Here is a 23,867-nt window from a genome sequence, read left to right as displayed (position 1 = left end):
AGCGTGCGCAACCTCCGCAGTCCTACAGTGAATGCAGCCACTCGAGAAGCGCTTTGTTCTGCTGCCAGGACGGGATCTTTGGAAGCGACGCACCGTCGGTGGCTTTTTCGAGGGCCTTGCGCTTCATCTCAAGATTTGCGCGAGCATAAATCTCGGTTGTCTTCACATCGACGTGACCGAGGAAGTCGCGGATGATCTCGAGCGGTACGCCACTCTGCAGCAGGTGCATTCCCTTGGTGTGCCTCAAACTGTGAGGACTTACCCGCTGCGTGAAGTCGGGGTGACTTCGCCGTACGGGAATCACATACTTTTGCAGGAGATAGCGAACACCCGAGCGCGATAACCGTGTACCTTGCCGGTTCTGGAAGAGTGGCTTGTCGGCGTATTCAGGACGATCGAGGTGATTATCGCGTCGATACTGGAGCAGCAGTTCGACTGTCGAGTCCATCAAGGGCACGGCGCGCGGCTTTCGACCCTTTCCCATGAGCCGCACCTGCGCTGGAGGATCCAGCCGCACGTCCCCGGCGTTCAGGTCAATCAACTCCTGTACCCGGGCGCCGGTGTCATAGAGTACGCTCAACATCACTGCATCGCGGCAGCCCTCAGACGTACGCAGGTCCGGTTGTGCGAGAAGCTGTGCAAGGTATTCCTTGGGGAGATAACCGACGCTGGCGCGCGGCTGTCGCCGCAGCGGAATCGCGAGGACCTGCTGACACTGCAGCAGGCGCTCGGGTACTTCCGACTGTACGTAGCGGAAGAACGCGTGCAATGCCGCGAGGCGATGATTCTGCGTGCTGACCGAAACATGCCGGTCGTTGGCCAGGTGATCAAGGAATGCCTCGACCAGGCCTACGTCGATCTGTGCCAGAGACAGACGCTCCAGTGCGATTCCCCGCACGTCACGACAGTATCGCAGCAGCAGGGTGAACACGTCGCGATAGGCCTTGATCGTGTTGGGGCTCAGGTTGCGCTGTGCGGCCAGATGGTGCGTCAGGAAGCTGGTCACGAGCATGGAGAAATCCGTCGGTTTCATGATCCGTTCCTCCGCGGGATGACATCACCAAAGGCGGCGCCGGTACGTGCCGTGATCTCCGGAAACAGTTCGGCAATCAGATGCAGGTAGCGCTGCGTTCCGGCTAGGGACTGATGTCCCATGTAGGTCGCCAGTACCGGGAGCTTCGCATCGAGGTCAGCTCCATCCTGGCACCACCGAAGCAACGCATGCACGGCATACGCGTGGCGTAGATCATGTACGCGCGGACCCTTGCCTCTACCGGCGTGCGGGATCCCAGAGCGCAACAGCAGCTCCCGGTACAGCCAGTAGATGGACGAGTGGCTCAACGGGCCGTCTGATGGCGAAGGGAAGAAGTAGGCATCGGACGGGCGATCGCCCATGACTTGTGCGTAGACTCGAAGGCGCTGTACCAGGGGCAAGGCTGGTGGCACGAGCCTGTCCTTTCGAAATTTGCCATCACGCACCGTCAGGATTCCCCGTTCGAGGTCCACATCGGCCACGCGCAGGTGAAGCACCTCGCCCACCCTCAGGCCGCAGCCATACAGTAGTCGCAATACTTCCGGCATAACGAGATGCCGCATTGGCGAAAGTGCGGTCGGCGTGAGCTGGTCAGCCGCGCGGAACAGCCGCTGAATCTCAGCGTGGGTCAGGATGCGCGGAGAGAAGCTGCTCGTACGCCTTGCCGTCAGGGACCGATCCGGCACATCAGCGGCATACCCCAGCCGGCACATGAACAGGGCAAATTGGCGAACTGCGCCGATACGCTGATCGTGGGTGCTCTTGCTCTCGTGGGGCCGCTTGGCGGTCCACTTTCGGCTGATTGAGCGCGGTAGCTCGCATGCCGATAGCGCTTCATCGCTCAGGAAGCGGTCAAAGCATGCCAGCAAGCGGGCTTGCGCATTATATCGGTACCCACAGGCCTGTTTCTCCTGGACGAACTGTTCCATGAGTGGGCCGACAGCGCTCTGGAAATGCCCCTTGAATTTGCTACTAGACATGGCGCATCTTCTCGGTGTTCAACGCGGCAGTGCGCAGGGTTTCCACGTCGGTCTTCGCGTAGATCAACGTCGAGGCTGTCGTCGCATGCCCCAGGATGTCGCTGATGACTTGAAACGGCGTCTGTTCATGGAGCAATCGTGTCGCGAGTGTGTGGCGTAGAGAGTGCAAACCATGGCGTTGTGGAGTCCTGAAGTGAATCCCCGCGATGGCCTTCCAATGACGGACGATCCAATATAGGCTGTCGGCCTCGCGGAAGGGTAGGAAGGGAGCGTTCAACGTGAGGAACACTTCTCGATGATCCGATTGAGGACGGCCCGATCTCAGATAGTCAATCAGCGCTTCGCCAACTTCCTCCGTCAATGGCAAACAAAGAGGTGTGAGGGTCTTCGACTGCCTAACCTCTATTGTGGCCGTTTCCCACTTCAGATCGTCGAGGGAGAGTGCGCGAATATCGCCCACTCTCAATCCGAGGCGACAGGCAAGCAGAAAGATGGCGTAATCGCGCTTGCCTTTGGGTGAGGTTCTATCAACGGCTTCGAGCAGCTTGGTCAGGACTTCCGGGTCCCAGACCGATGGAATAGTCGCATCGCGTGGAACGTGGACCACCGGCAATACATGGCTGAGATCCTGCTGCAGAATTCCTCGCATGAGAAGAAAGCGCAGAAAGCAACGCACATCGGAAACGATGCGCGAGACTGACTTCGCCGACAGACGATGTTGCGCGGTCACAAATGCGCAGAGATCGGCCGGCTGCACCTGATCAAAAAACGTGATGTTCCTTGAACCAAGGAAATCCGCGAATAACGCTATCACCCGCATCCGCGCGCGAAGGGTCGTTGTACGAAGATGACGGCGATCCCGGCAGTACAGTTCATAGTCGCGCAATGCCGTGCTCATGGGTTCGGGAACTTGTATCGTCTTGATATCGGTGACGGTGCGCACAATATGCCCCTCATGCGCAAAGCCATCGAGAACCTTGAGGGCAAACACGATATTCCGCCGCCACCCCTGGCCAGAGTTCAGGCATTCGTCAGCACGAACTTGATACGTAGAGCAAAACCGTTTCGCCAGCTCCAGGGAGTACTTATCGCCCAGGCTCATCTCATGACAAAACTCAATGAGATGACGCCAGGCGACGCGATAGCGCCAAAGCGATTTCCTGCTGTAGCCTAGCCTCTCCAGCTCGCTCACGGCGCCAGCGACGAACTGCTGCAACGGCAGGTGGCTTGAAACTTGACGGGTTGACTTCTCCATGATCGAACTCCTCACAAAGGCGATCCCGATGGCCGCCAGGAGCCCATCATGAAACTTTATGTGCAGTAGTTCAAACAAGACGCCTTGCTTCACGAAGCGTTTGACGTTGCTACTCTACATAAAGATCTACGGCCGGTAATAGCGCAAATGTGCTGCAGCACATTTGCGCTACCTCGGTTACCGCGAGAATTGCAAGCTGTTCGACGCTGTCCAGGATGGCTGGGGCGTGCACCTGTCGACGCTGGTCGCGCGCACCCTTGACACGGCGGTGGCTGCATGAGCCGCCAGTACGAAGAAGTGCGCATGCCGCTCGCGGAGGGTACAACACTGCTACATCCCGAGCGCGCGCTGCTCAGGTGGGAAGGCATGAGCGGACGTTCCGATATCGGGCAGATTTGCTACTTGAAGCGTGACGCGTCGAGCCTGCGGTGTACGCGACGCACTTTCGACCCCACAAGCTTCAGCAGTGAACGCGCCAGGGTCGTACGCCTGCTGGTGACGCAGCTTTCCGGGCGCATGACCCTTGGCGCGATGCGTCCAAGGACGGTCGACGGTGCTTTGCGCGTCGTGCTTGAGTTCGTTAACTGGGCCGACAGGCAGGGCTTGCATCAGGTGCTCTGTGACGAGAAGACTACGGCGGAAGCGGTTCATCGCTACTTCCGTGAGAGGCGCGAACAGGTCTCGCTGGGCAACCTGAAGCGCAATTCCGTCGACATCAGTCAGCGCCGTCTGTTGTCGATGCTACGTGAGTTATTCCGAAACGACGACTTCTGCGCCGACGCGAGGGTGCTGGGCCGCCAACGGGATGCTTCGGTGCCGACGGCGGTGCCTGACGCCGAAGCCCAGGCCACCCTGCTCGCGTGGGCTGACGCGCTCTTCAGCGGTATCAGCACGCTGGTGCTCGACTTCAAGCCGTACCCGGTACACGTGACCACAGCGCGCGGTGAGAGTCTTTGCCTTGTTCCGCGCAGACACCATCGTCGCGGAGGCGACGGCTCTCACGGCCTGGCTGGCTGGAATCTGGAAACGGGAGAGCCGCGCACCCGGGAAGAACTCACGATGCGCATGGCTGAGGCTGAAGCCAAGAACCCTTCTAAGCGTTCGGGGGACATCGCCAGAAGTGCGGCTAAACATCTTGCGGCGGCGAACGAGGACGCGCAGTCAGAGATCCGGCGCTCACACGCTTCGATGGCCGTCTTTTGCTTTGCCGCGCTGTTTCTGGCCGAAACGGGCGTCAACCTCGCACAGCTGCTGGCCATGAAGTGGAGTCTGGAGCTTGCCGCGAGCCTGCAGGATGCGTCGGTTGTGCGTCAGAAGTTTCGCGAGGTCAAGTATCGTGCAGGGGCTAAAGAGATTACGTTCACCGTCTCGCTGGGCTTCATGCCGAAGCTCAAGGCGTATCTCGCATTGCGCGAGTATCTGGTGCAGGACGCAGGCTGCGACGCGTTGTTCATCGTAGTCGGACATAGCCCGCAGCGACGACGGCCCATGCCTCTCCCAACCCAATTTCTGACCCTTCTTTATGATCGACTCGACACGCTCGGGATCGTGCTGCCGCGCATTAGCGCACGTCAGTGGCGTGCGGCAAAGCAGGATTGGGCGGTAAGTAACCACGGCCCTGTCATCGCAGCCAGGCTGATGGGGCACTCGGTGGAAACAGCGTTGCGTTCGTACTCGAACGGCACGGACGCCGCGCACAAGGCTGAGATGGGCGTGTTCCTCGCTTCGGTCGAGAAGGCTGTGCTGAAGACCGGCGACGACCCGGCTGGCAGCATCAGGAGCGCGGTGGGCGTCTGCATCGAATTCCGCAAGCCAGTGCCGATCGCCGCTTCAGCCACCGTGAAGCCGGACTGCCGCTCGACCGAAGGATGTCTCTTCTGCGACCAGTATCGCGTGCACGCTGACGCCGCCGACATCCACAAGCTGCTGGGCTGCCGTCATTGCGTCAGGCTCGTGAGCGGACGTGCCGACTCGATCGAGCAATACGACAGTTCGTTCGGCGCGGTGCTGCGCCGCATTGACTTCCTGCTGGATGAACTGCGTAAGCGCGACGCCGCGCTGGTCGATCAGATCGAGCAGGACGTTGATGTCGATGGGAATCTGGACGCTTTCTGGTCGGCCAAGCTCGACCAGCTTTACGAATTGGGGGTGGCATGAACAACACGCTGATCGCGCCGATCGCTGAGCGCCCCGACTGGTATCGTGTCGAGGACGATACAGTGGCTACGCGCGACAAGGCTGCGAACGCTGTTTCGCTGTTTAGTGACGCTGCCTGGGACATCCGGGCATATACGATTGGGCCGCGCACCCATATCTACTTCAGGGGCCACCTGCCTGACGGCGCAAGTCGAGCCCTTTCAGAAGCGACTACGCGACAGTGGAAGCAGGTGATCTACTTTCTGATGCACGAAGCGACCGACACGGTACCGGCGTCCAGTACGCTTAACTCTGGCTCAGCCTGCCTGAAGGGATTCGCGTTCTTTGCCGCCGAACGTGAGCTTACTCTCTACGAGGGGCTGTCCAGCGTCGCTATTGTCCTCGACTATGTGGCGCAACCCGGGATGGAGAGGAAGGCCCAGCGCCTTCATTCAGTTCTGGTGAAGCTTCACCGTCTGGGCGTCGGGACCACAGGGCTGCGCGTACCACTGGCACAACTGCACAAGCCTCTGCTCGAACGCTTCGCGCAACGTGCTGGAAACTCACAACACCCTGTCGTCCCGACGCGGATCTACCAGCACTTCCTGTTGGCCTGTGAACATGACCTCGGCGTCGCTGAAGGGATCGTCGACGTGCTGTCAGACTACCTCGCACGACTGTATGCCGGCGAGAGTCCGTCCGTCCCTTCAGAACTGGTAAGGGTAGCTGCACACTTCGGGTACAAGGCAGTCCCTTACGTCGCGTCGTCGCTTGTGGCGTCGATCAGGGCGCTATGCCAGCTTGTCATCCTGTCGTTCACCGGCATGCGTGCGACAGAAGCAGAGAGCCTCCCATACGACTGCCTGAGCGAGACCCGTCTGGATGGCGTAACCCACTACACCATCGAGGGCATCACGACCAAGCTGTCGGGCGGGCGTCCCAGGCGCGCACGCTGGGTGACCAGCCCGCTCGCCGCCCGTGCTGTCGGGCTCGCACAACGGCTATCGGGAGAGGCACACCGTGCACACGGCGCGCAGGGCTACGCCGAATCGACGGACGGTTCGCACCTGCTGTTCTGCCGGATGGGACTGCATATGGGATACGTAGCAAACCGGGCGGCGAGTACCGTTCATAACGATATCGAAGCCTTTCGTGAGCGCGTTTTCCCGACGATCACGGTCGAGGACATCGCTGAACTAAAGCGTGTCGACATGCACCGCGCGTGGGAAGACGAGCCGAAGTACGCGGTCGGGCGGCAGTGGCCGTTCACGCGGCACCAGCTTCGGAGGACGCTCGCGTTATACGCGCACCGCAGCGGACTGGTGACGCTGCCGACGCTCAAACGTCAGCTGCAGCACATCACGCAGGAGATGAGCATGTACTACGCTCGTGGCTCGGCATTCGCGAAGGGCTTCATCGACACTGATAGGACCCACTTCGCGAACGAATGGGCCGGGGCACAGGGCCTGTCCGAGTACCTTGCGTACGCCGAGCAGGTGCTGTTCTCTGACGTGCGGCTGTTCGGCGGCCACGCAGCGTGGACGCAGAGCCGTGCCGTGCAGGCCTCGCCTGTGTCGGTCTACTCACGCGAGCAGACGATGAGGATGTTCGTGAAGGGCGAGCTCGCGTACCGCGAGACGGTGCTGGGCGGCTGCGCCAGTGTCGAGCAGTGCAAGTCGACGCCACTCGACTGGATGCGTCTGGATTGTCTTGAATCGGACTGCCGTAACCTCGTGGTCGTGCCATCGAAGCTTCGTCGCGTGATCAACGCGCAGCAGGTTACGGTCGCGAAGCTGCGCGCGGTCGATGAGACGAGCGTCGAATACCGTATCGAGGCGCAGGCGCTGCAACGACTGCTTGACGCGCAGGAGAAACTGATCAAATCGGAGGCAGCATGAGCGGCGCCATGACCGACTACTATGCCGCTCTTGAGCGGCTGAAGAACCGCAAGGGTGCGCGTATCAACAACGACACCGTGGCGATCGAGGCGGGCCGCAAGAAGGGCAGCATCAAGAAGTCGCGCCCACAGTTCACCGAACTGATCGCAGCGATCGACGCGGCCAATGCAGTGGCCGGGCGCCCGAAGCTCGAACTCACCGAGCGTCTGAACCGCGCAAAGGGCGACGCGAAGGATCTGCAGGCACAGCTTGACGAATCGCTGGCTCGTGAACTTGCCCTGCTCCATCAGGTGTTCCGCCTGCGCAAGGAACTGGCCGCGCTGCGTGGCGGTAGCGTCCTGCCCTTGCAGCTACGCTAGATTGCGGCGTGCATCTTCACTCGAAATCAGCTGCGAAACTTGCGACTGGAAATGGACATTCTGACGGTCGTTGTGTCCATTTTTTTCTGCTGACTCTATGGACACCCGGTAGTCTGCTGATTCTAGTATTTGCAGGGCTCTGGCTGATGTCCATTTTTTCTCTCTTGCGCGTATTGGCGAGGGCGAGTGGAAGGTGCGCAAGCACGGGTATTCCAAGCGTCGCACGTGGCGCAAAGTCCATCTGGCGATGGACGCCAAGAGCGGCCAGATATGCGCGGCGTTGATGACCCATCAGGACGTCGGCGATGCCGACGTGTTGCCTGATTTGCTCGACCAGTTGCCGCCCGACACGCTCGTGGACATCGTTCGCGGTGATGGCGCGTACGACACCAAGTCGTGCCATGCAGTGATTGCCGCCACAGGCGCGCAACCGTCGATTCCGCCGCGCGAGGGCGCGATGCCGTGGCCTGAAACCACGCCCGGTGCGGCATGGCGCAATGCGGCCATCGACGCCATTGCAACGAGCAGCAGACGCGAATGGAAAAAGGACAGCGGGTACCACCGTCGCTCGCTGGTCGAGAACCTGATGTATCGACTCAAGACACTCACCGGTCATTCTCTGTGGGCGCGCAAGGTAGGCTCCCAGGCGACCGAGGTGGCAATCCGCGCGGGCGTGCTCAACCACATGAATGAGCTTGCCCGCCCGCAGTCCGTCCGTATTGCTTGAATTTCGCCACTCAGGGGTAACTCCGCCTTCAAATTCGATTTGTGCAACAACGCCCATGCGAGGTAAAACTGAAATCCATCTTCGGCTCCGCCCTATACAAGCGAAAGCTGTCTAATGTCGCGTCCTTTGAGGCATCGACGAACAGCACCCGTTGTTTTCGACTGATTAGATCCGCATCCTCCAGATTGAGTTGATAGAATTTAACTTTCTCTGCCCTTGCGCAGGCAGACGATCCTTCGAGGCACCCCATTACACACAAGTCGTGACCCATGGTGTGCCGCGAAAAGTCGTTTACGGTCAATGACATAGCGGGTGGGGTTGTAAACTCTTTCGGATTGTCGTTCACTCTTGCATTTTGGGCGGCACATGAAGCGAGAGGCAACGAGTTGGGCAGCGGCAGAATTCAAGGACATTGACTTGGGCGACCAGCGCCTGAACAAGCGGGCGGTGCTGCTAGCGGAGCGGCTCGCAGAGAAGCCGACGGCAAGCATCCCCAGCGCATGCGGCGGCTGGGCGGAAACGGCTGCGGCATACCGCTTCCTGGCTCAGGATGAACTGGACTGGCGCGATATTCTGGCTCCCCACTGGCAGAGCTCAGCCGAGCGAATGCGAGCTTGCGAAGTGGTGCTATGCATCCAAGACACCACGGAGCTGTAACGCCGTGCACCGCGTTACAGCTCTAACGCAGAGTGTATTTTAATGCGGAGTAGTTCACCGAAGCGGATGTAACTGGACTTCTCTCAAAGCAGATCGAGTATCGCGTTTGCTCGGCATTGCTCCGCATAATATTGACGTCTTTCTGGCCACTCGACTGGAGACTTCTGCTCAAGGAGGACGTCATGCTTAGTCAGTACTTCAAATCCCCTTCGCACGTTCAACTGCTTCTCTCTCGCCCAGGCGGCCCGCTGCTTGAAGGCTTCTCTCAATACCTGGAGCAGCTCGGTTACGCGAAGAGTTCTATTTGCACCCGTATTGCTGCGGCATCGCACTTCCTGTGTTGGGCGAATCGGGAAGGCATACCGCTTCCCAGTTTTAACGAATTGACTCTTGAACGTTTCGCTGAACATTTGAGTCGATGCCAATGCCAGGGCTTTGGGCATCAGCGGCGCATCGTATCGTTACGGGGTGCGCGGATGTTCCTGACGTACCAAGGGGGAATCAGCACCCGGGCAATCGGTTTTACTGCGCTTGCAGCGGACCTGGAATCAGTTCAGTTCTTCGCATTCTGCCAATGGATGCGCCAACAGCGTGGAACCAGTGATGCCACTTTGTACAACCACGGTATTGCGCTTCGAGATCTATTCAGACGAGGGGATGACCTCGGCAAACTGAATGCAATGGACTTGCGCCAGTTCATCCTTGAGCAAAGCATGAAGAAGGGATGGGCGGCGGCAAAGCACTGCACGACGGCATTACGCATGCTCGTTCGGTTTCTGATAGCCGAAGGCAAGTGCGCTGCCGGTCTGGAGGCAGCGATACCCGTCTTGGCACATTGGAGCCTGTCAACGCTGCCGCGATATTTGCAACTCGACGAAGTCGAACGCGTCATCGCTTCATGTGACACAGCGTCGCCAGTCGGTCAGAGGGACCGTGCAATTTTGCTGCTGCTGGCGCGTTTGGGGCTTCGCGCCGGCGATATTTGGCATCTGCGCATCGGGGATATCGATTGGAAAGATGCCTCGATCTCGGTCTCAGGCAAAAACGGGCGGCAGACACTCCTGCCTCTGACACAGGAAGTCGGGCAGGCCATTGTGGATTATCTTCGACAGGGACGGCCTCGAACCGATACCGATACGGTATTCGTCCGCGCGTGTGCCCCGTTTCAAGCCTTTGCAAATCATGCTGCCATCTCCATCATCGTTAAGAAGGCAATGCGCCGAGCTGGTGTTGTCTGCTCGAGCCGAGGCGCCGCCCATGTGCTGCGCCATTCGGTTGCAACGTCGATGTTGGGGCAAGGTGCGTCCCTGCAGGATATTGCGGCCGTTCTACGGCATCAATCTGTCGCGACTACGCAAATTTATGCAAAAGTGGACATCGCCGCGTTGCGGCAGATTGCCCAACCATGGCCGGAGGAACTGCCATGTTAAAGCAAACCGTGCAGTCATATCTGGAAGTGCGCCGTGCCTGTGGATTTGAACTTAAGTCGCAGGGCAATCTGTTGCGCAGCTTCGCCGCCTACTCAGACGCAAGGGGTAAATCCCACGTGTGCGCCGATACCGCCATCGAATGGGCTGGATTGGCACGCTTGGCACCTCGACGAGCTCGCCGACTCGGTGAGGTGATTCGATTTGCTCGGTACGCACGGGCCGAAGATTCTCGCCATGAAGTGCCTCCGCCCGTCTTCGGCAGCAGCCAACGGATTCGACCTATCCCTTATATCTTTTCCACGGACGAGGTCCGCCACCTCGTTCAGGCAGCCTCCCAGTCGGGGCGTGAAACGTTGCGGCGATATACCTACAGCACACTGTTCGCATTACTTGCTTGCACCGGGCTAAGGGTATCGGAAGCCATCGGCCTACGCTACGAAGACATCACCCCAGAGGGACTGGTGATTCGATCCTCTAAGTTTCGCAACTATGCCGCGTAGTTAACTATGTTCGATTTGGACGTGGCGAGCCGCAAATTCAAGGCAATGAACGAAGGATGATCGGCATAGTCTGATTGATGTTAGACCCGCTTTTACAAGAGGCGAAGGTCATGGAGAAGTTGTACCAAAAAACGCGGTCGCACTCACTCGATACACCCGAGGGCCCCCTTGCTGAACACCTCGGTGCATTTGAAGGTCTGCTGAATGATCAAGGTTACGCGCAGGAGTCTATTCGCAGACACTTGCTTCTCGTTGCCGATTTCAGCGTGTGGCTCAAGTGCAAGAAAATGTCGATCGAGGAAGTGACTCATGAAACTGCGCAACGTTATCTGCGCTACCGAGAACACCACCGCTGTCATCGGAACGGCGCGAGATATGCGGTAAGACGCTTTGTACAATTGCTTCAAGAAAATGGAATCGTAGCAAAGGAAGCGTCCGGTGCGCAGACACCAGTTGAAAAATTGGTAAACGGATACTCTTTGTATCTGCACCAGGAACGAGGCTTGGCAGCCACGACGATCAGGAAATATCGGTGGTGTGCGCATTTGTTTTTAACAAAGCAATTCGGTGATGGGGCGACGCGGCTCTCGGATCTCAGTGCCCGCGAGATCATCGACTTTGTTCAGCATGAGGCCACTCAAAGTCCAGGGCGAGCGCAATCGATCGCAAAGGTCTTGCGCTCGTTTTTGCAGTATGCGCGTTATCGTGGCTTGATCAAGCTTGACCTCGCTGCAGCGATCCCCAGGGTCGCCCACTGGTCAATGGCATCAATCCCCAAAGCGATATCCCCTGAGTATGCTAGGCGAGCGTTGGCCAGTTGCGACCGCCGTCGCCCCGTCGGCCGCCGAGATTATGCGATTCTGCTCCTCCTTGCCCGGCTGGGGTTGCGGAGCGGCGAGGTGGTTTCCTTGACGTTGGATGACATCGATTGGGAAACGGGCACGTTGAACATTCACGGAAAAGGCGGTCAGGAGTCGCCGTTGCCATTACTCGCGCCGGTGGGTGAAGCGATCGCCGACTACCTGAAAAACGGTCGCGCGGATTCTGAGAGTCGAAGTGTCTTCCTGCGTATAAACGCGCCGATTCGTGGGTTCAAGACGGAAAAAGCGGTATGCAATGTTGTCAGATACGCTCTAGAGCGGGCTGGTATCGATTCGTTGAGGAAAGGAACCCATCAATTCCGGCATGCGTTAGCGACACAGATGCTGCGTCAAGGATCCTCGCTGGCCGAGATTAGCGAAGTCTTGCGCCACAAAAGTCCCGACTCGACGAGAATATACGCGAAGGTCGATCTGGATTCACTGCGGACCTTGGCGCCGCCATGGCCGAGCCCCCGATCATGAGTACGTTACGCAAATCAATGGAAGAATACCTGACGATGCGTCGTCGTCTGGGATTCAAACTCCATGAAGCAGGCCAACGTCTGGAAGACTTCGTCTGCTTTATGGAACGACATCGGGCCTCTCACATCAGCGCGTCACTGGCGTTGACCTGGGCACAAAAGTCCCCGTCGGTTCAACCGGTGATCTGGGCTCAGCGATTAGGTGTGGTGCGTGGCTTTGCACGCTATCTGAGTGCCTTCGATCCGCATACAGAGATTCCACGGGCCGAATTGTTGCCGCACCGGTATCATCGGCGTGCTCCCTACCTTTACACCGATGAGGAAACCCAGAAGATATTGGCTGCCGCGCTGGCTCTTCCTCCGGAATCGGGACTGCGGCGGTGGACATATTTTACGCTGATAGGACTGCTAAGCGTCACGGGGTTGCGCCCCGGCGAAGCGGTCAATCTGGAACTCGAAGACGTTGACTTGAAAGAATGCGTACTGACGGTGCGGGGAAGCAAATTTGGAAAGTCGAGGTGGGTTCCTATTCATTCCTCCACTCGAGATGCACTTGCAGACTATCTTCGACGTCGCGCGCGATGTCTTGCGGGGCGCCCGGAAACCCATGTGTTCATCACTTCGCAAGGCAAGCCACTCAGTGGAGACATGGTTTCTCATACATTTACGGCGCTCACACGGGAAATCGGTCTTCGCGATTCGTCAGCAAAGCGCGCTCCCCGCCTGATCGACTATCGCCATTTATTTGCGGTCACGACGCTGGCGAGATTAGACCGGTCGGGTAAAGACCCGGTGCGTTGGTTACCGGTGCTGTCGACGTTCCTCGGGCACCAGTGGGCGAGAGATACATACTGGTATGTCGAGCAGCACCCAGAGCTCATGAAGCAGGCGATGAAGCGCCTGGAGCGTCGCTGGAAGGATATGTCATGAAATCTACCGTCGGTTTCCCATCATTAGTGCAGCGGTTCTTTACGGAACGTCTCATGCAACAACGGCAGGCCAGTCCGCACACCATCAGTTCCTATCGGGACACGTTCAGGCTGCTGCTTCGTTTTGCCTACAAGCGTCTGCACAAACCGCCGGATCATCTGGCATTTGAGGACATCAATGCGCCGCTCGTGACAGCATTTCTGAATGATCTGGAGAAGACCCGGGCTATCAGTGTCCGCACCCGAAATCTGCGACTGACAGCGATTCGCTCGTTCTTCCGTTACGCGGCCTTCGAGACGCCCGCGTATTCCGCGCAGATCCAGCGCGTGCTGTCGATGCCCAACAAACGCTACGATCGCAGGCTCATTCACTTTCTGACACGGCCGGAAGTCAAGGCGCTGCTCGCTGCACCCGATAAGCGCACCTGGTGTGGTCGTCGCGATCATGCGTTACTCCGACTGGGTGTGGAGACGGGACTTCGTGTGTCGGAAATGACCGGCCTCACACGCGAGGACGTGACCCTCGGCGCAGGCGCGCACATTGATGTTATGGGTAAAGGTCGAAAACAGCGCGTTACCCCTTTTAGCAAGGAGACCGCCGCTATTCTAAAAGCTTGGATGAAAGAGCCTCGCACACCCAACAGCGACGCGCTATTTCCGAGTGTTCGAGGTGGACATCTCAGTCCGGACGCGGTACAACGTCTCCTGAAAAAGTACGCTACCCAGGCTGCCATGGGATGTCCTTCGCTGCGAAAGAAACGAGTGACGCCGCACGTGCTGAGGCACTATATGCCCTTCCCGACTATGTCTTGTAATCGAAAGATAGCTCTCTATGGCTCTTTTGAAAAATGAGTGGGTTATGCGGCATGCGGGTTGATCGCGGAGAAGTCGAGCTTTCCGGCGATCAGGAAGATCACGGTGCGCATGGTTTTGAAGCTCACATAACCGCGGGCCTTGCGCTTGGCGGCTTGGAACAGGCCGTTGAGCGCCTCCAGGAAGCCATTGGTCTGGCGCGTCTGGGTCCATGCAACGATACCGTCGAAATGCTTGCGGATCATGCGCGCGACCTCCTTCATTGGCTCGACCTTGGATCGCATGACGTTCGTGCACCACTGCTCGAGCATTGCGGAAACAACGTTGATCTGCTTGCGCTCAAGGATTTCGCGCAACTGCTCGCGATACAGCCAGGCACGGGCAGTGCGTTTGGTCGTGACGTTGGCGATCAACGCGTCGAGATCGGCACGCTGCGCGGCTGGCAACCCGTCGCGATCCTTGAGCAGCGTCCAGCGCAGGCCTTTGAGGCTTGGATCGGTCTTCTGTTCGATACGCCGGGTCTTGTCCACGGCTGCAGAAGCGTGAGCCACGACATGGAACTTGTCGAAGGTGATGCGCGCGTTGGGCAAATGCTCGCTGACGCCCTTGATGAACGCCGGCGACATGTCGATACTGACCACCCCGATCTGCTCAGGCGCAGCGTTGTTCTCGCGCAGATGTGCAGCGAACTTGCCAACCGTGGCAGCATCCTTGCCTTCGGTCACAAACACGACCTTACGCGCGTCGGCATCAGCGACAAGCGTCAGGTAGTTGTGACCGCGCCTGTAGGACGTTTCGTCAACGGCGGCAGCGGTCACGCCGGCCAGATCGAGTTCGGCCACCGCGAGGTCGACATAGCGCTCGCAGATAGCGTACACGCGATGCCACGACTCACCCACCGTTCTGGCTACAGCAGAAAACGGCATCTGCTGCGCAAGCGCCACCACCATGGCTTCAAACAGCAACGTGAAGCCAGAGAGCTTGCCAGCCCAGTCCGGCTCGACCAACACCACGCGGCCGTCGGGAAGCTTCACGCGTGGCGTGCGGACTTCCAGATAGCAGTCGTGCTCGAAGAAGTTCAGGTGCCGATAGCGTTTGGTCACCGTGTCGTGAACCGGGTGCCCACCGGCGACCTCCGGGTGGGAAAAGCGGCTGCCGGCGACAAAGTCAATCTGGATCGTCAACGTCTTGGTTTGCGCGTTGAAGTCGACTTCCCGGACGAACCACGGATCGCTTATGCCAAGGGCTGCTTCAAACAGTTTGCTATGCATCGCTCTTGTTGCTCTTTACCTGAAACCCGCCACGATACCACCCACTTGAAATTCAAAAGAGGCCTCTCTATTTCATGGGCAAACGGATGCACGGAGATAGAGATAGTCTTGACTCCTTCCTTCAGCCCCAGAGCATCCGGGAAGGAGTCCATCATGAGATACACCATCCATGACCGTGTCGTTCTCGCACACGCACCAGAAGGCCCGCTCGCGTCCCATATCGTCGCCTTTGCGAACTCGATCGCTGTGCAGGGATACAGTACGCAGTCACTGAAGTACCACGTTAGGCTCGTTGCAGGTTTTAGCCGCTGGCTTGGCCGAAACGGAATTGACTTGCATAACGTCTGTCCTGATCACAGTGCGCAATACTTACGTTATCGTGCGCGGCACGTGCGACCGGGTCCGGGAGACCGTGCTGCGCTCAGGCATCTCATTGATTTTCTCGATCGTGAGAGGCTGATTTCGGCGCAGAGAATGCCTGAGCGTCGGCTGACCCCTATTGAGTCCTGTACACAGGCTTACGTTGAGTATCTGCATGAGGCGCGCGCCCTGTCCAAAGCAACGATCGTCAATTACGTGCCGTTCATAAGGGAGTTTCTCGAAGATTGCTTTGGTGACGGGCGCATCAGGCTTTCGCGTTTGCGTGCCGGCGATGTCGTGAACTTTGTGCAATGTCAGGCACTGCGTCTGCATCTGAAGCGCGCGAAGCTCATGACTACAGCGCTGCGATCCTTCCTACGTTACGCGTGCTATCGGGGCGACATGACGCTCGATCTGGCCGCCGCTGTTCCCGTCGTGGCCAACTGGTCGATGCAGTCAATCCCTCGCGGGATTCCACCAGAGCAGATACAGCAACTGCTGGTCAGTATCAATCGACGGACTGCCGTTGGTCGTCGTGATTACGCCATCATCCTGCTGCTCGCGCGCCTGGGACTGCGTTCTGGGGAAGTGGCATTTCTCGAGCTCGACGATATTGACTGGAACACAGGAGTTTTAAGCGTGCGCGGCAAGAGTGGCCAGCGTAACGGGCTGCCTTTGCCCGCCGATGTTGGAAAGGCGATTGCAGCATACCTTCGAGACGGGCGACCGCAGAGCACCAGTCGCCGTGTGTTTTTGCGTGCAAAGGCGCCTGTTATCGGCTTTCGTGGTGCGAGTGGCGTGGGCTCCATCGTTCGGCACTCGCTCCAGCGCGCCGGCATCGACGCCCCAACCACGGGGGCGCACCAGTTTCGCCATGGACTGGCCTGCCAGATGCTCAGTCACGGCGCGTCACTCAGTGAGATTGGTGAGTTGTTGGGACATCATCATCCGCAGACCACGAAGATCTACACGAAGGTCGACATCAAGGCATTGCGTACCCTGGCCGTACCGTGGCCGGGAGGTGTGCGATGAACACGCTGCGGCAGGCCGTTCAGGAGTATCTGGACCTCAGGCGGAGCTTGGGCTTCAAGCTTAAAGATGCCGGCAAGGCATTGCCTGATTTCGTCGCGTTTATGGAGAGGCACCGCGCTTCCTTCATCACCCAGGCATTGGCTCTTATGTGGGCCCAGCAACCTTCCAACGTCCAACCCGCGCACTGGGCGCGACGACTCAGTATCGTGCGCGAGTTTGCACGTCATCGTAGTGCGACCGACCCACGCACACAGATTCCTGCACCGGGTCTGCTGCCGTTTTCGCCGAAGCGGGCCCGACCATACCTATACTCGAGCGATGAGATTCGCAGACTACTCCATGCTGCGCTTCAGATACCCTGCCGCTACGCGCGCGACGAACTGCAACCATGGACCTATTACTGCCTGTTTGGCTTGCTGAGCGTTTCGGGCATGCGTCTGGGCGAAGCGCGCAATCTTGAGCTTCAGGACATCGATCTGACGGCGGCAATATTGACGATTCGCGGCGCCAAACTTGGCAAGTCCCGGTTCGTTCCAATGCATGCGTCGACCTGCAAAGTGCTCGCGGACTATATTGCACGACGCAAACGTCATTGGGCGGGGCGACCCGTGTCCTCCTACTTGTTCGTGTCTAACCAGGGCAATCGTCTGGATAGTGGAGAGATTCATCGACACTTCTATGCATTGTCCCGGCAGATCGGTCTGCGTGGCGCAGCCGACAGTCACGGCCCGCGTCTGCATGACATGAGGCACGTATTTGCGACGAATACGCTTTTACGCTGGTACCGTTCCGGACAGGACCCCGAGCGCCGCCTGCCCATCCTGTCAGCTTACCTCGGTCACGTCCACATCGCGGATACGCAGTGGTATCTGAACGCCTCGCCGGAGCTGATGCGCGAGGCGATGCGCCGGCTGGAACAGCGCTGGGAGATTCAACCATGACTACTACCGCCAGTCTCGCTCCGTTGCTGGAGCGTTTTTTTACGCAACGCCTGATGCAGCAGCGCCAGGCGAGTCCCCACACGATCAGTTCCTATCGCGACACCTTTCGTCAGTTCCTGAAGTTCGCGCAGCAACGCCTGCACCGGCAGCCTTCACGCATGAATTTCGAGGAAATCGATGCCCCTTTGATCGTTGCATTTCTCGATGACCTGGAGCAGCGTCAGGGCGTGAGCGTTCGCAGTCGAAATCTTCGCCTCACGGCAATTCATTCCTTCTTTCGTTACGCGGCGCTCGAGACGCCGGCTCATTCCGCTCAGATCCAGCGGGTGCTTGCTATCCCCAGCAAGCGCTTTACCCGCACCCTGGTGCAATTCCTGACTCGCCAGGAAGTCGATGCCCTGCTTGCCGCACCGGACCAGCGTACCTGGGCCGGCCGACGCGATCACGCCTTTTTGCTGGTCGCCGTGCAAACTGGCCTTCGCCTGTCCGAGATGACCGGACTCAAACGCGATGACCTTGTTCTCGGAACCGGTGCTCACGTGCGGGTGATTGGCAAGGGTAGGAAAGAGCGTTGTACGCCCATCGTCAGATCCACGCTCGCCGTACTGAAAGCTTGGCTGCGGGAACCCCAGCGCGGTGAGGACGACGTGCTGTTTCCAAGCGCGAGGGGCGAACGCCTCACTGTTCATGGCGTGCAGTATCTGCTAAACAAGCATCGAGAGACCGCGTCAAAAATTTGTCCATCGTTGAAGCAGAAACAGGTCACCGTTCACCGTTTGAGGCATACGATGGCCATGGACCTTCTGCAGGCGGGCGTTGATCGTTCCGTGATTGCACTGTGGCTCGGGCATGAATCGGTGGAAACCACGCAGATCTATCTCGAAGCGACACTTGCGATGAAGGAGCAGGCTCTTGCGAAGACATCTCTGGCTCACGGCAAGCCAGGACGCTACCGGCCGGCAGACGAACTTCTCGGCTTCCTGAATGGACTGTAGGGCCACGAAACTATGTCGGGTAGTGACGGGGGATGGCTCCACAACAAGTGCGCATCGGACGAGCACGGAGGCAAATCCCTCATTACCCGATATAGTCAGGAAGGGCATATAGTGCCTCCTATATCGTGGACGATATAGCCGCCACACGGCAGCCATGGAATTATTGCAAGCTGGCGTGGATCCATTCAACATTGCCCTGTGGATGGGCCACGAATCGCTCCAGACAACCCAGATTTACCTGGATGCCAGTCTGGAGCTGAAGGAAAAGATTCTCGCTAATGTCGGACCACATGATGGCAAGCCCGTACGATACCGGCCTGACAGTAAGCTCGCGACGTTTCTCAAGGGTCTTTAGCCATTAAAACTATGCCGATCCGGCGACTTTGGGAATGACCTCCTGCTGGGCTCTCTATAAGCATCATCGTGATCCGATCCCAGCTTGATCGGCATTGCCGTGAACGCGGCATAGTTGCGACTACGCCGCTAGCGGCGTAGCAACAAGAGCCGCCTCGTTCCCTTGCACGACAGCGCTGGGGCCGGGCTGGAGCGGTATTTGGAACGGCGGCGGCCCTACGCTCCATTCGACGATCACGTGTTCATTTCGACGGCAAGAAAGCCATTAATTATCAATGATGTCGAAATCGCATTTCGCGCTGCCGCGAAGAAGATAGGCCTACCGTGTGGCCCTGGGATGCCGAGGCCGACACCACATTCACTGCGGCACTATATGCCCTTCCTGACTATATCGGGTAATGAGGATGAGCGTCCGTGATCGTCCGATGCGCACTTCTCGCGGAGCCATCCCGCCAGTCATTACCCGACATAGTTCCGTGGCCTTACAGTCCATTCAGGAAGCCGAGAAGTTGGTCTGCAGGCCGGTAGCGTCCTGGCTTGCCTTGAGCCAGAGATGTCTTCGCGAGAGCCTGCTCCTTCATCGCAAGTGTCGCTTCGAGATAAATCTGCGTGGTTTCCACCGATTCATGCCCGAGCCACAGCGCAATCACGGAACGATCAACGCCCGCCTGCAGAAGGTCCATGGCCATCGTATGCCTCAAACGGTGAACGGTGACCTGTTTGTGCTTCAACGACGGACAAACTTTTGACGCGGTCTCTCGATGCTTGTTTAGGAGATACTGCACGCCATGAACGGTGAGACGTTCGCCCCTCGCGTTCGGAAAAAGCACGTCCCCCTCACCGCGCTTGGGTTCCCGAAGCCAGGCTTTCAGCACGGCGAGCGTGGATCTGACGATGGGCGTACAACGCTCTTTCCGACCCTTGCCGATCACCCGCACGTGAGCACCGATTCCGAGGACGAGGTCATCGCGCTTAAGTCCAGTCATCTCGGACAGGCGCAGGCCAGTTTGTACGGCGAAGAGCAAAAAGGCGTGATCGCGTCGGCCGGACCAGGTACGCTGGTCCGGTGCGGCGAGCAGCGCATCGACTTCCTGGCGCGTCAGGAATTGCACCAGGGTGCGGGTAAAGCGCTTGCTGGGGATAGCGAGCACTCGCTGGATCTGCGCGGAATGAGCCGGCGTCTCGAGCGCCGCGTAACGAAAGAATGAATGAATTGCCGTAAGGCGAAGATTTCGACTCCGAACGCTCACGCCCTGACGCTTCTCCAGGTCATCGAGAAATGCAACGATCAAAGGGGCATCGATTTCCTCGAAATTCATGCGTGAAGGCTGCCGGTGCAGGCGTTGCAGCGCGAACTTCAGGAATTGACGAAAGGTGTCGCGATAGGAACTAATCGTGTGGGGACTCGCCTGGCGCTGCTGCATCAGGCGTTGCGTAAAGAAACGCTCCAGCAACGGAGCGAGACTGGCGGTAGTAGTCATGGTTGAATCTCCCAGCGCTGTTCGAGCCGGCGCATCGCCTCGCGCATCAGCTCCGGCGAGGCGTTCAGATACCACTGCGTATCCTCGATGTGGACATGACCGAGGTAAGCTGACAGGATGGGCAGGCGGCGCTCGGGGTCCTGTCCGGAACGGTACCAGCGTAAAAGCGTATTCGTCGCAAATACGTGCCTCATGTCATGCAGACGTGGGCCGTGACTGTCGGCTGCGCCACGCAGACCGATCTGCCGGGACAATGCATAGAAGTGTCGATGAATCTCGCCACTATCCAGACGGTTGCCCTGGTTAGACACGAACAAGTAGGAGGACACGGGTCGCCCCGCCCAATGACGTTTGCGTCGTGCAATATAGTCCGCGAGCACGTTGCAGGTCGACGCATGCAGTGGAACGAACCGGGACTTGCCAAGTTTGGCGCCGCGGATCGTCAATATTGCCGCTGTCAGATCGATGTCCTGAAGCTCAAGATTGCGCGCTTCGCCCAGGCGCATTCCCGATACACTCAGCAAGCCAAACAGGCAGTAATAGGTCCATGGTTGCAGTTCGTCACGCGCGAAGCGGCAGGGCATCTGAAGCGCAGCATGGAGTAGTCTGCGAATCTCGTCGCTCGAGTATAGGTATGGTCGGGCCCGCTTCGGCGAAAACGGTAGCAGACCCGGTGCAGGAATCTGTGTGCGTGGGTCGGTCGCACTACGATGACGCGCAAACTCGCGCACGATACTGAGTCGGCTCGCCCAGCGGGCGGGTTGGACGTTGGAAGGTTGCTGGGCCCACAAGAGCGCCAACGCCTGGGTGATAAAGGAAGCACGGTGCCTCTCCATGAACGCGACGAAATCAGGCAAGGCCTTGCCGGCCTCCCTCAGCTTGAAGCCCAGGCTCCGCCTGAGGTCCAGATACTCCTGAACGGCCTGCCGCAGCGTGTTCATCGCACACCTCCCGGCCACGGTACGGCCAGCGTACGCAATGCCTTGATGTCGACCTTCGTGTAGATCGACGTGGTCTGTGGATGATGGTGTCCCAACAACTCACCAATCTCACGGAGTGACGCGCCGTGACGGAGCATCTGGCTGGCCAGTGCATGACGAAACTGGTGTGCCCCAGTGGTTGGGGCGTTGATACCGGCGCGCTGGAGCGAATGCCGAACGATGGAGCCCACGCCACACGCACTACGAAAGCCGGTGAAAGGCGCCTTCGCACGCAAAAATACACGGCGACTCGTGCTCTGCGGTCGCCCGTAGCGAAGGTACGCTGCAATCGCCTTGCCAACATCGGCGGGCAAAGGCAGCCCGTTACGCAGGCCACTCTTGCCGCGCACGCTTAAAACTCCTGTGTTCCAGTCAATATCGTCGAGGTCGAGAAATGCCACTTCCCCAGAACGCAGTCCCAGGCGCGCGAGTAGCAGGATGATGGCGTAATCACGACGACCAACGGCAGTCCGTCGATCGATACTGACCAGCAGTTCCTGTATCTGCTCTGGGGGAATCCCGCGAGGGATGGACTGCATCGACCAGTTGGCCACCACGGGAACAGCGGCGGCCAGATCGAGCGTCATGTCGCCCCGATAGCACGCGTAACGTAGGAAGGATCGCAGCGCTGCCGTCATGAGCTTCGCGCGCTTCAGATGCAGATGCTGTGCCTGAAATTGCACAAAGTTCACGACATCGCCGGCACGCAAACGCGAAAGCCTGACGCGCCGGTCACCAAAACAATCTTCGAGAAACTCCCTGATGAACGGCGTGTAGTTGATGATCGTCGCCTTGGACAGGGCGCGCACCTCGCGAAGATACTCAACGTAAGCCAGGGTACAGGACTCAACCGGGGTCAGCCGACGCGCGGGCGTCCTCTGCGCCGGAATCAGCCTCTCACGATCGAGAAAAGCAATGAGATGCTTGAGCGCAGCACGATCTCCCGGACCCGGTCGCACGTGCCGCGCGCGTTAACGTAAGTAACGCGCCGCTTGATCAGGACAGACATTACGCAAGTCAATTCCGTTTCGACCGAGCCAGCGGCTAAAACCTGCAACGAGCCGAACGTGATACTTCAGTGACTGGGTGCTGTATCCCTGCGCAGCGATCGAGCTTGCAAAGGCGGCGATATGGGACGCGAGCGGGCCGTCTGGTGCGCGTGCGAGAACGACACGGTCATGGATGGTGTATCTCATGATGGACTCCTTCCCGAATGCTCTGGGGCTGAAGGAAGGAGTCAAGACTATCTCTATCTGCGGCCATCTGTTTGCCCGCGAAATAGGGCTATCGTTCGATTACCAGACATAGTCGGGAAGGGCACATAGTGCCTCCTATATCGTGAACGATATAGGAGGCACACTTGTGCGTTGTCCGTCCTGCAAGCCACCAAGGATCTCAGAAAGGTTTCGCTTTGGCTCGGCCACGCACACATGCAGACGACCGAGATCTACACACGTGCGGACCCATCGGTAAAATTGGAAGCGCTCGAAGCAATCGTCCCGCCAAATCTGCGTTCCGGACGCTTCAAGGCTACGGATGAACTCATCGCCTCTCTAAGACCGGGTTCCCTTATGCAGAGAAAAAAGTAGTCAAATTCATTCGCCAACGGGGCCTCCATGAACGGGGCTCCGCATAAAAATACACTCTGCGTTAGAGTTGGACTTTAACGGCCAGGCCATCGCAGGCTTGGGACCGCTGTCGTATGAGGCGCAACGCGGGCTATATCTGCACCCGACTTACGCGGTAACGCCAGCGCGCGAACCGCTGGGCGTGCTTGACGCCTACATGTGGGCGCGCGAGCCCAAGGGTGCGGATGGCGTGCGCCCCGGCATCAAGGAAAGTACCCGCTGGACCGAAGGATATGAGCGGGTCGCCGAACAGGCGGCCGCACTGCCTGCCACGCGACTCGTCTATGTGGCTGACCGGGAGTCGGACATCATGGCGCTGATGGTCAAGGCAAAGGAGTTGGGCCACCCGGCGGATTGGCTACTGCGCTCGCAGCACAATCGCACCTTGCCTGGCGGCGGCAAGCTGTGGGACCAAGTGACTGCGGGTAAGCCAGTGGGCAGGATTCACTTTACGCTGGCAGCCCGTCAGGCTCAGCCGGCGCGCGCGGTACGGCAGCAGGTGTGGGCGCAACGTGTCACGTTGCCTGATGCTGCGGGCGGCGTGGTGAGCGCCACTTGCATCGTCGCCCGGGAGGTCGACCCGCCGGCAGGCGTCAAGCCGATTGAATGGCGACTGCTGAGTAATCGCGAGGTGGACGACCTTGACGCAGCGGCGCAGCTTATTGACTGGTACCGCGCGCGTTGGGAGGTCGAACTATTCTTTCACGTGCTTAAGAACGGCTGTCGGGTCGAGGCGTTGCAACTCGCATTGAGCTTGCCCCCGTAA

19 protein-coding genes and 5 pseudogenes are annotated in these 23,867 nt (G+C 58.7%); 16 read left to right on the top strand and 8 right to left on the bottom strand.

The window, feature by feature from the left end:
• Positions 1-22 precede the first annotated feature (22 nt).
• Genes I6H87_RS32465 through I6H87_RS32455 form a run of 3 tightly spaced genes read right to left on the bottom strand, consistent with a single transcriptional unit; the run spans position 23 to position 3,268 of the window.
• Entirely contained in the window at positions 23-1,033 is a 1,011-nt protein-coding gene (locus I6H87_RS32465) for a site-specific integrase (RefSeq protein ID WP_011153980.1), read from the bottom strand.
• Positions 1,030-2,013, bottom strand: a complete 984-nt coding sequence (locus I6H87_RS32460; RefSeq protein WP_011153979.1) for a tyrosine-type recombinase/integrase — start codon at positions 2,011-2,013, stop codon at positions 1,030-1,032. The genes I6H87_RS32465 and I6H87_RS32460 overlap by 4 nt, the downstream gene beginning before the upstream one ends.
• A complete protein-coding gene (locus I6H87_RS32455; protein WP_011153978.1) occupies positions 2,006-3,268 on the bottom strand; it encodes a site-specific integrase in 1,263 nt (420 codons plus the stop codon). The genes I6H87_RS32460 and I6H87_RS32455 overlap by 8 nt, the downstream gene beginning before the upstream one ends.
• Before the next feature lie 276 nt (positions 3,269-3,544).
• Here I6H87_RS32455 and I6H87_RS32450 point away from each other — a divergent pair, with 276 nt between their 5' ends.
• The 10 genes and pseudogenes from I6H87_RS32450 to I6H87_RS32405 all read left to right on the top strand — a co-directional run bounded on the left by I6H87_RS32450 (position 3,545) and on the right by I6H87_RS32405 (position 14,098).
• Positions 3,545-5,425, top strand: a complete 1,881-nt coding sequence (locus I6H87_RS32450) for a hypothetical protein (RefSeq protein ID WP_011153976.1) — start codon at positions 3,545-3,547, stop codon at positions 5,423-5,425.
• On the top strand, positions 5,422-7,302 hold the full coding sequence (locus I6H87_RS32445; protein WP_011153975.1) for an integrase: 1,881 nt from the start codon (positions 5,422-5,424) through the stop codon (positions 7,300-7,302). Before I6H87_RS32450 ends, I6H87_RS32445 begins: the two co-directional genes overlap by 4 nt.
• A gap of 8 nt (positions 7,303-7,310) precedes the next feature.
• Positions 7,311-7,661, top strand: a complete 351-nt coding sequence (locus I6H87_RS32440; protein WP_231881534.1) for a hypothetical protein — start codon at positions 7,311-7,313, stop codon at positions 7,659-7,661.
• A 175-nt stretch (positions 7,662-7,836) separates the two neighbouring features.
• Positions 7,837-8,388: pseudogene (locus tag I6H87_RS32435) on the top strand (IS5 family transposase); the annotation flags it as partial.
• A 366-nt stretch (positions 8,389-8,754) separates the two neighbouring features.
• Positions 8,755-9,042: pseudogene (locus I6H87_RS32430) on the top strand (IS4/Tn5 family transposase DNA-binding protein); the annotation flags it as partial.
• A gap of 185 nt (positions 9,043-9,227) precedes the next feature.
• Positions 9,228-10,475, top strand: a complete 1,248-nt coding sequence (locus I6H87_RS32425; RefSeq protein ID WP_011153970.1) for a site-specific integrase — start codon at positions 9,228-9,230, stop codon at positions 10,473-10,475.
• Positions 10,469-10,975, top strand: coding sequence for a site-specific integrase (locus tag I6H87_RS32420; protein WP_136227927.1), 507 nt, complete (start codon positions 10,469-10,471; stop codon positions 10,973-10,975). Before I6H87_RS32425 ends, I6H87_RS32420 begins: the two co-directional genes overlap by 7 nt.
• Before the next feature lie 110 nt (positions 10,976-11,085).
• The gene (locus I6H87_RS32415) at positions 11,086-12,318 is read left to right on the top strand and encodes a site-specific integrase (protein ID WP_011153968.1); all 1,233 of its coding nucleotides are present in this window, start codon (positions 11,086-11,088) and stop codon (positions 12,316-12,318) included.
• A gap of 17 nt (positions 12,319-12,335) precedes the next feature.
• A complete protein-coding gene (locus I6H87_RS32410; RefSeq protein WP_328706770.1) occupies positions 12,336-13,247 on the top strand; it encodes a tyrosine-type recombinase/integrase in 912 nt (303 codons plus the stop codon).
• Positions 13,244-14,098 carry a tyrosine-type recombinase/integrase gene (locus I6H87_RS32405; protein ID WP_011153966.1) on the top strand — a complete coding sequence of 285 codons (855 nt, stop codon included), beginning with the start codon at positions 13,244-13,246 and terminating at the stop codon, positions 14,096-14,098. The genes I6H87_RS32410 and I6H87_RS32405 overlap by 4 nt, the downstream gene beginning before the upstream one ends.
• 5 nt (positions 14,099-14,103) lie before the next feature.
• Here the strand turns inward: I6H87_RS32405 and I6H87_RS32400 are convergent, their stop codons facing one another.
• The gene (locus I6H87_RS32400) at positions 14,104-15,330 is read right to left on the bottom strand and encodes an ISL3-like element ISAe1 family transposase (protein ID WP_011153965.1); all 1,227 of its coding nucleotides are present in this window, start codon (positions 15,328-15,330) and stop codon (positions 14,104-14,106) included.
• Positions 15,331-15,483: 153 nt separating this feature from the next.
• Between I6H87_RS32400 and I6H87_RS32395 the strand changes: the two genes are divergently transcribed.
• The 5 genes and pseudogenes from I6H87_RS32395 to I6H87_RS32375 all read left to right on the top strand — a co-directional run.
• Entirely contained in the window at positions 15,484-16,722 is a 1,239-nt protein-coding gene (locus tag I6H87_RS32395) for a site-specific integrase (RefSeq protein ID WP_011154055.1), read from the top strand.
• Complete coding sequence (locus I6H87_RS32390) at positions 16,719-17,663, top strand: tyrosine-type recombinase/integrase (RefSeq protein WP_011153963.1); 945 nt, start codon at positions 16,719-16,721, stop codon at positions 17,661-17,663. Before I6H87_RS32395 ends, I6H87_RS32390 begins: the two co-directional genes overlap by 4 nt.
• Positions 17,660-18,658 (top strand): site-specific integrase, encoded by a 999-nt coding sequence (locus tag I6H87_RS32385; protein WP_011153962.1) that lies wholly within the window; start codon positions 17,660-17,662, stop codon positions 18,656-18,658. The genes I6H87_RS32390 and I6H87_RS32385 overlap by 4 nt, the downstream gene beginning before the upstream one ends.
• A 151-nt stretch (positions 18,659-18,809) precedes the next feature.
• Positions 18,810-19,013, top strand: a pseudogene (locus I6H87_RS32380) (integrase); the annotation flags it as partial.
• Positions 19,014-19,163: 150 nt separating this feature from the next.
• Positions 19,164-19,430, top strand: a pseudogene (locus I6H87_RS32375) (tyrosine-type recombinase/integrase); the annotation flags it as partial.
• A gap of 64 nt (positions 19,431-19,494) precedes the next feature.
• On the opposite strand, the gene I6H87_RS32370 reads toward I6H87_RS32375, so the two are convergent.
• From I6H87_RS32370 to I6H87_RS34560, 4 genes are all read right to left on the bottom strand, one after another.
• Positions 19,495-20,493, bottom strand: a complete 999-nt coding sequence (locus I6H87_RS32370) for a site-specific integrase (protein ID WP_011153960.1) — start codon at positions 20,491-20,493, stop codon at positions 19,495-19,497.
• Positions 20,490-21,434, bottom strand: a complete 945-nt coding sequence (locus I6H87_RS32365) for a tyrosine-type recombinase/integrase (RefSeq protein ID WP_011153959.1) — start codon at positions 21,432-21,434, stop codon at positions 20,490-20,492. Before I6H87_RS32365 ends, I6H87_RS32370 begins: the two co-directional genes overlap by 4 nt.
• Positions 21,431-22,282: a site-specific integrase gene (locus I6H87_RS32360; protein WP_231881533.1), complete on the bottom strand. Its 852-nt coding sequence runs from the start codon at positions 22,280-22,282 to the stop codon at positions 21,431-21,433. Before I6H87_RS32360 ends, I6H87_RS32365 begins: the two co-directional genes overlap by 4 nt.
• A 162-nt stretch (positions 22,283-22,444) precedes the next feature.
• Complete coding sequence (locus I6H87_RS34560) at positions 22,445-22,669, bottom strand: hypothetical protein (protein ID WP_011153957.1); 225 nt, start codon at positions 22,667-22,669, stop codon at positions 22,445-22,447.
• Positions 22,670-23,111: 442 nt separating this feature from the next.
• Between I6H87_RS34560 and I6H87_RS32355 the strand changes: the two are divergent.
• Positions 23,112-23,849 (top strand): annotated as a pseudogene (locus tag I6H87_RS32355) (IS4 family transposase); the annotation flags it as partial.
• Positions 23,850-23,867 lie beyond the last annotated feature (18 nt).

Origin of the sequence: Cupriavidus necator, assembly GCF_016127575.1 — a bacterium.
Classification (GTDB): Bacteria; Pseudomonadota; Gammaproteobacteria; order Burkholderiales; family Burkholderiaceae; genus Cupriavidus; species Cupriavidus necator_D.
The sequence above is the reverse complement of the archived record's forward strand: the minus strand, read 5'-3'. Positions and strand labels throughout refer to the sequence as shown.

Coding starts and splice junctions, on each gene's coding strand:
- I6H87_RS32385 (WP_011153962.1), top strand. CDS start 17,660: ATGACTACTACCGCCAGTCTCGCTCCGTTGCTGGAGCGTTTTTTTACG.
- I6H87_RS32400 (WP_011153965.1), bottom strand. CDS start 15,330: ATGCATAGCAAACTGTTTGAAGCAGCCCTTGGCATAAGCGATCCGTGG.
- I6H87_RS32455 (WP_011153978.1), bottom strand. CDS start 3,268: ATGGAGAAGTCAACCCGTCAAGTTTCAAGCCACCTGCCGTTGCAGCAG.
- I6H87_RS34560 (WP_011153957.1), bottom strand. CDS start 22,669: ATGAGATACACCATCCATGACCGTGTCGTTCTCGCACGCGCACCAGAC.
- I6H87_RS32415 (WP_011153968.1), top strand. CDS start 11,086: ATGGAGAAGTTGTACCAAAAAACGCGGTCGCACTCACTCGATACACCC.
- I6H87_RS32465 (WP_011153980.1), bottom strand. CDS start 1,033: ATGAAACCGACGGATTTCTCCATGCTCGTGACCAGCTTCCTGACGCAC.
- I6H87_RS32395 (WP_011154055.1), top strand. CDS start 15,484: ATGAGATACACCATCCATGACCGTGTCGTTCTCGCACACGCACCAGAA.
- I6H87_RS32370 (WP_011153960.1), bottom strand. CDS start 20,493: ATGACTACTACCGCCAGTCTCGCTCCGTTGCTGGAGCGTTTCTTTACG.
- I6H87_RS32425 (WP_011153970.1), top strand. CDS start 9,228: ATGCTTAGTCAGTACTTCAAATCCCCTTCGCACGTTCAACTGCTTCTC.
- I6H87_RS32365 (WP_011153959.1), bottom strand. CDS start 21,434: ATGAACACGCTGCGGCAGGCCGTTCAGGAGTATCTGGACCTCAGGCGG.
- I6H87_RS32405 (WP_011153966.1), top strand. CDS start 13,244: ATGAAATCTACCGTCGGTTTCCCATCATTAGTGCAGCGGTTCTTTACG.
- I6H87_RS32450 (WP_011153976.1), top strand. CDS start 3,545: ATGAGCCGCCAGTACGAAGAAGTGCGCATGCCGCTCGCGGAGGGTACA.
- I6H87_RS32445 (WP_011153975.1), top strand. CDS start 5,422: ATGAACAACACGCTGATCGCGCCGATCGCTGAGCGCCCCGACTGGTAT.
- I6H87_RS32390 (WP_011153963.1), top strand. CDS start 16,719: ATGAACACGCTGCGGCAGGCCGTTCAGGAGTATCTGGACCTCAGGCGG.
- I6H87_RS32460 (WP_011153979.1), bottom strand. CDS start 2,013: ATGTCTAGTAGCAAATTCAAGGGGCATTTCCAGAGCGCTGTCGGCCCA.
- I6H87_RS32410 (WP_328706770.1), top strand. CDS start 12,336: ATGGAAGAATACCTGACGATGCGTCGTCGTCTGGGATTCAAACTCCAT.
- I6H87_RS32420 (WP_136227927.1), top strand. CDS start 10,469: ATGTTAAAGCAAACCGTGCAGTCATATCTGGAAGTGCGCCGTGCCTGT.
- I6H87_RS32440 (WP_231881534.1), top strand. CDS start 7,311: ATGACCGACTACTATGCCGCTCTTGAGCGGCTGAAGAACCGCAAGGGT.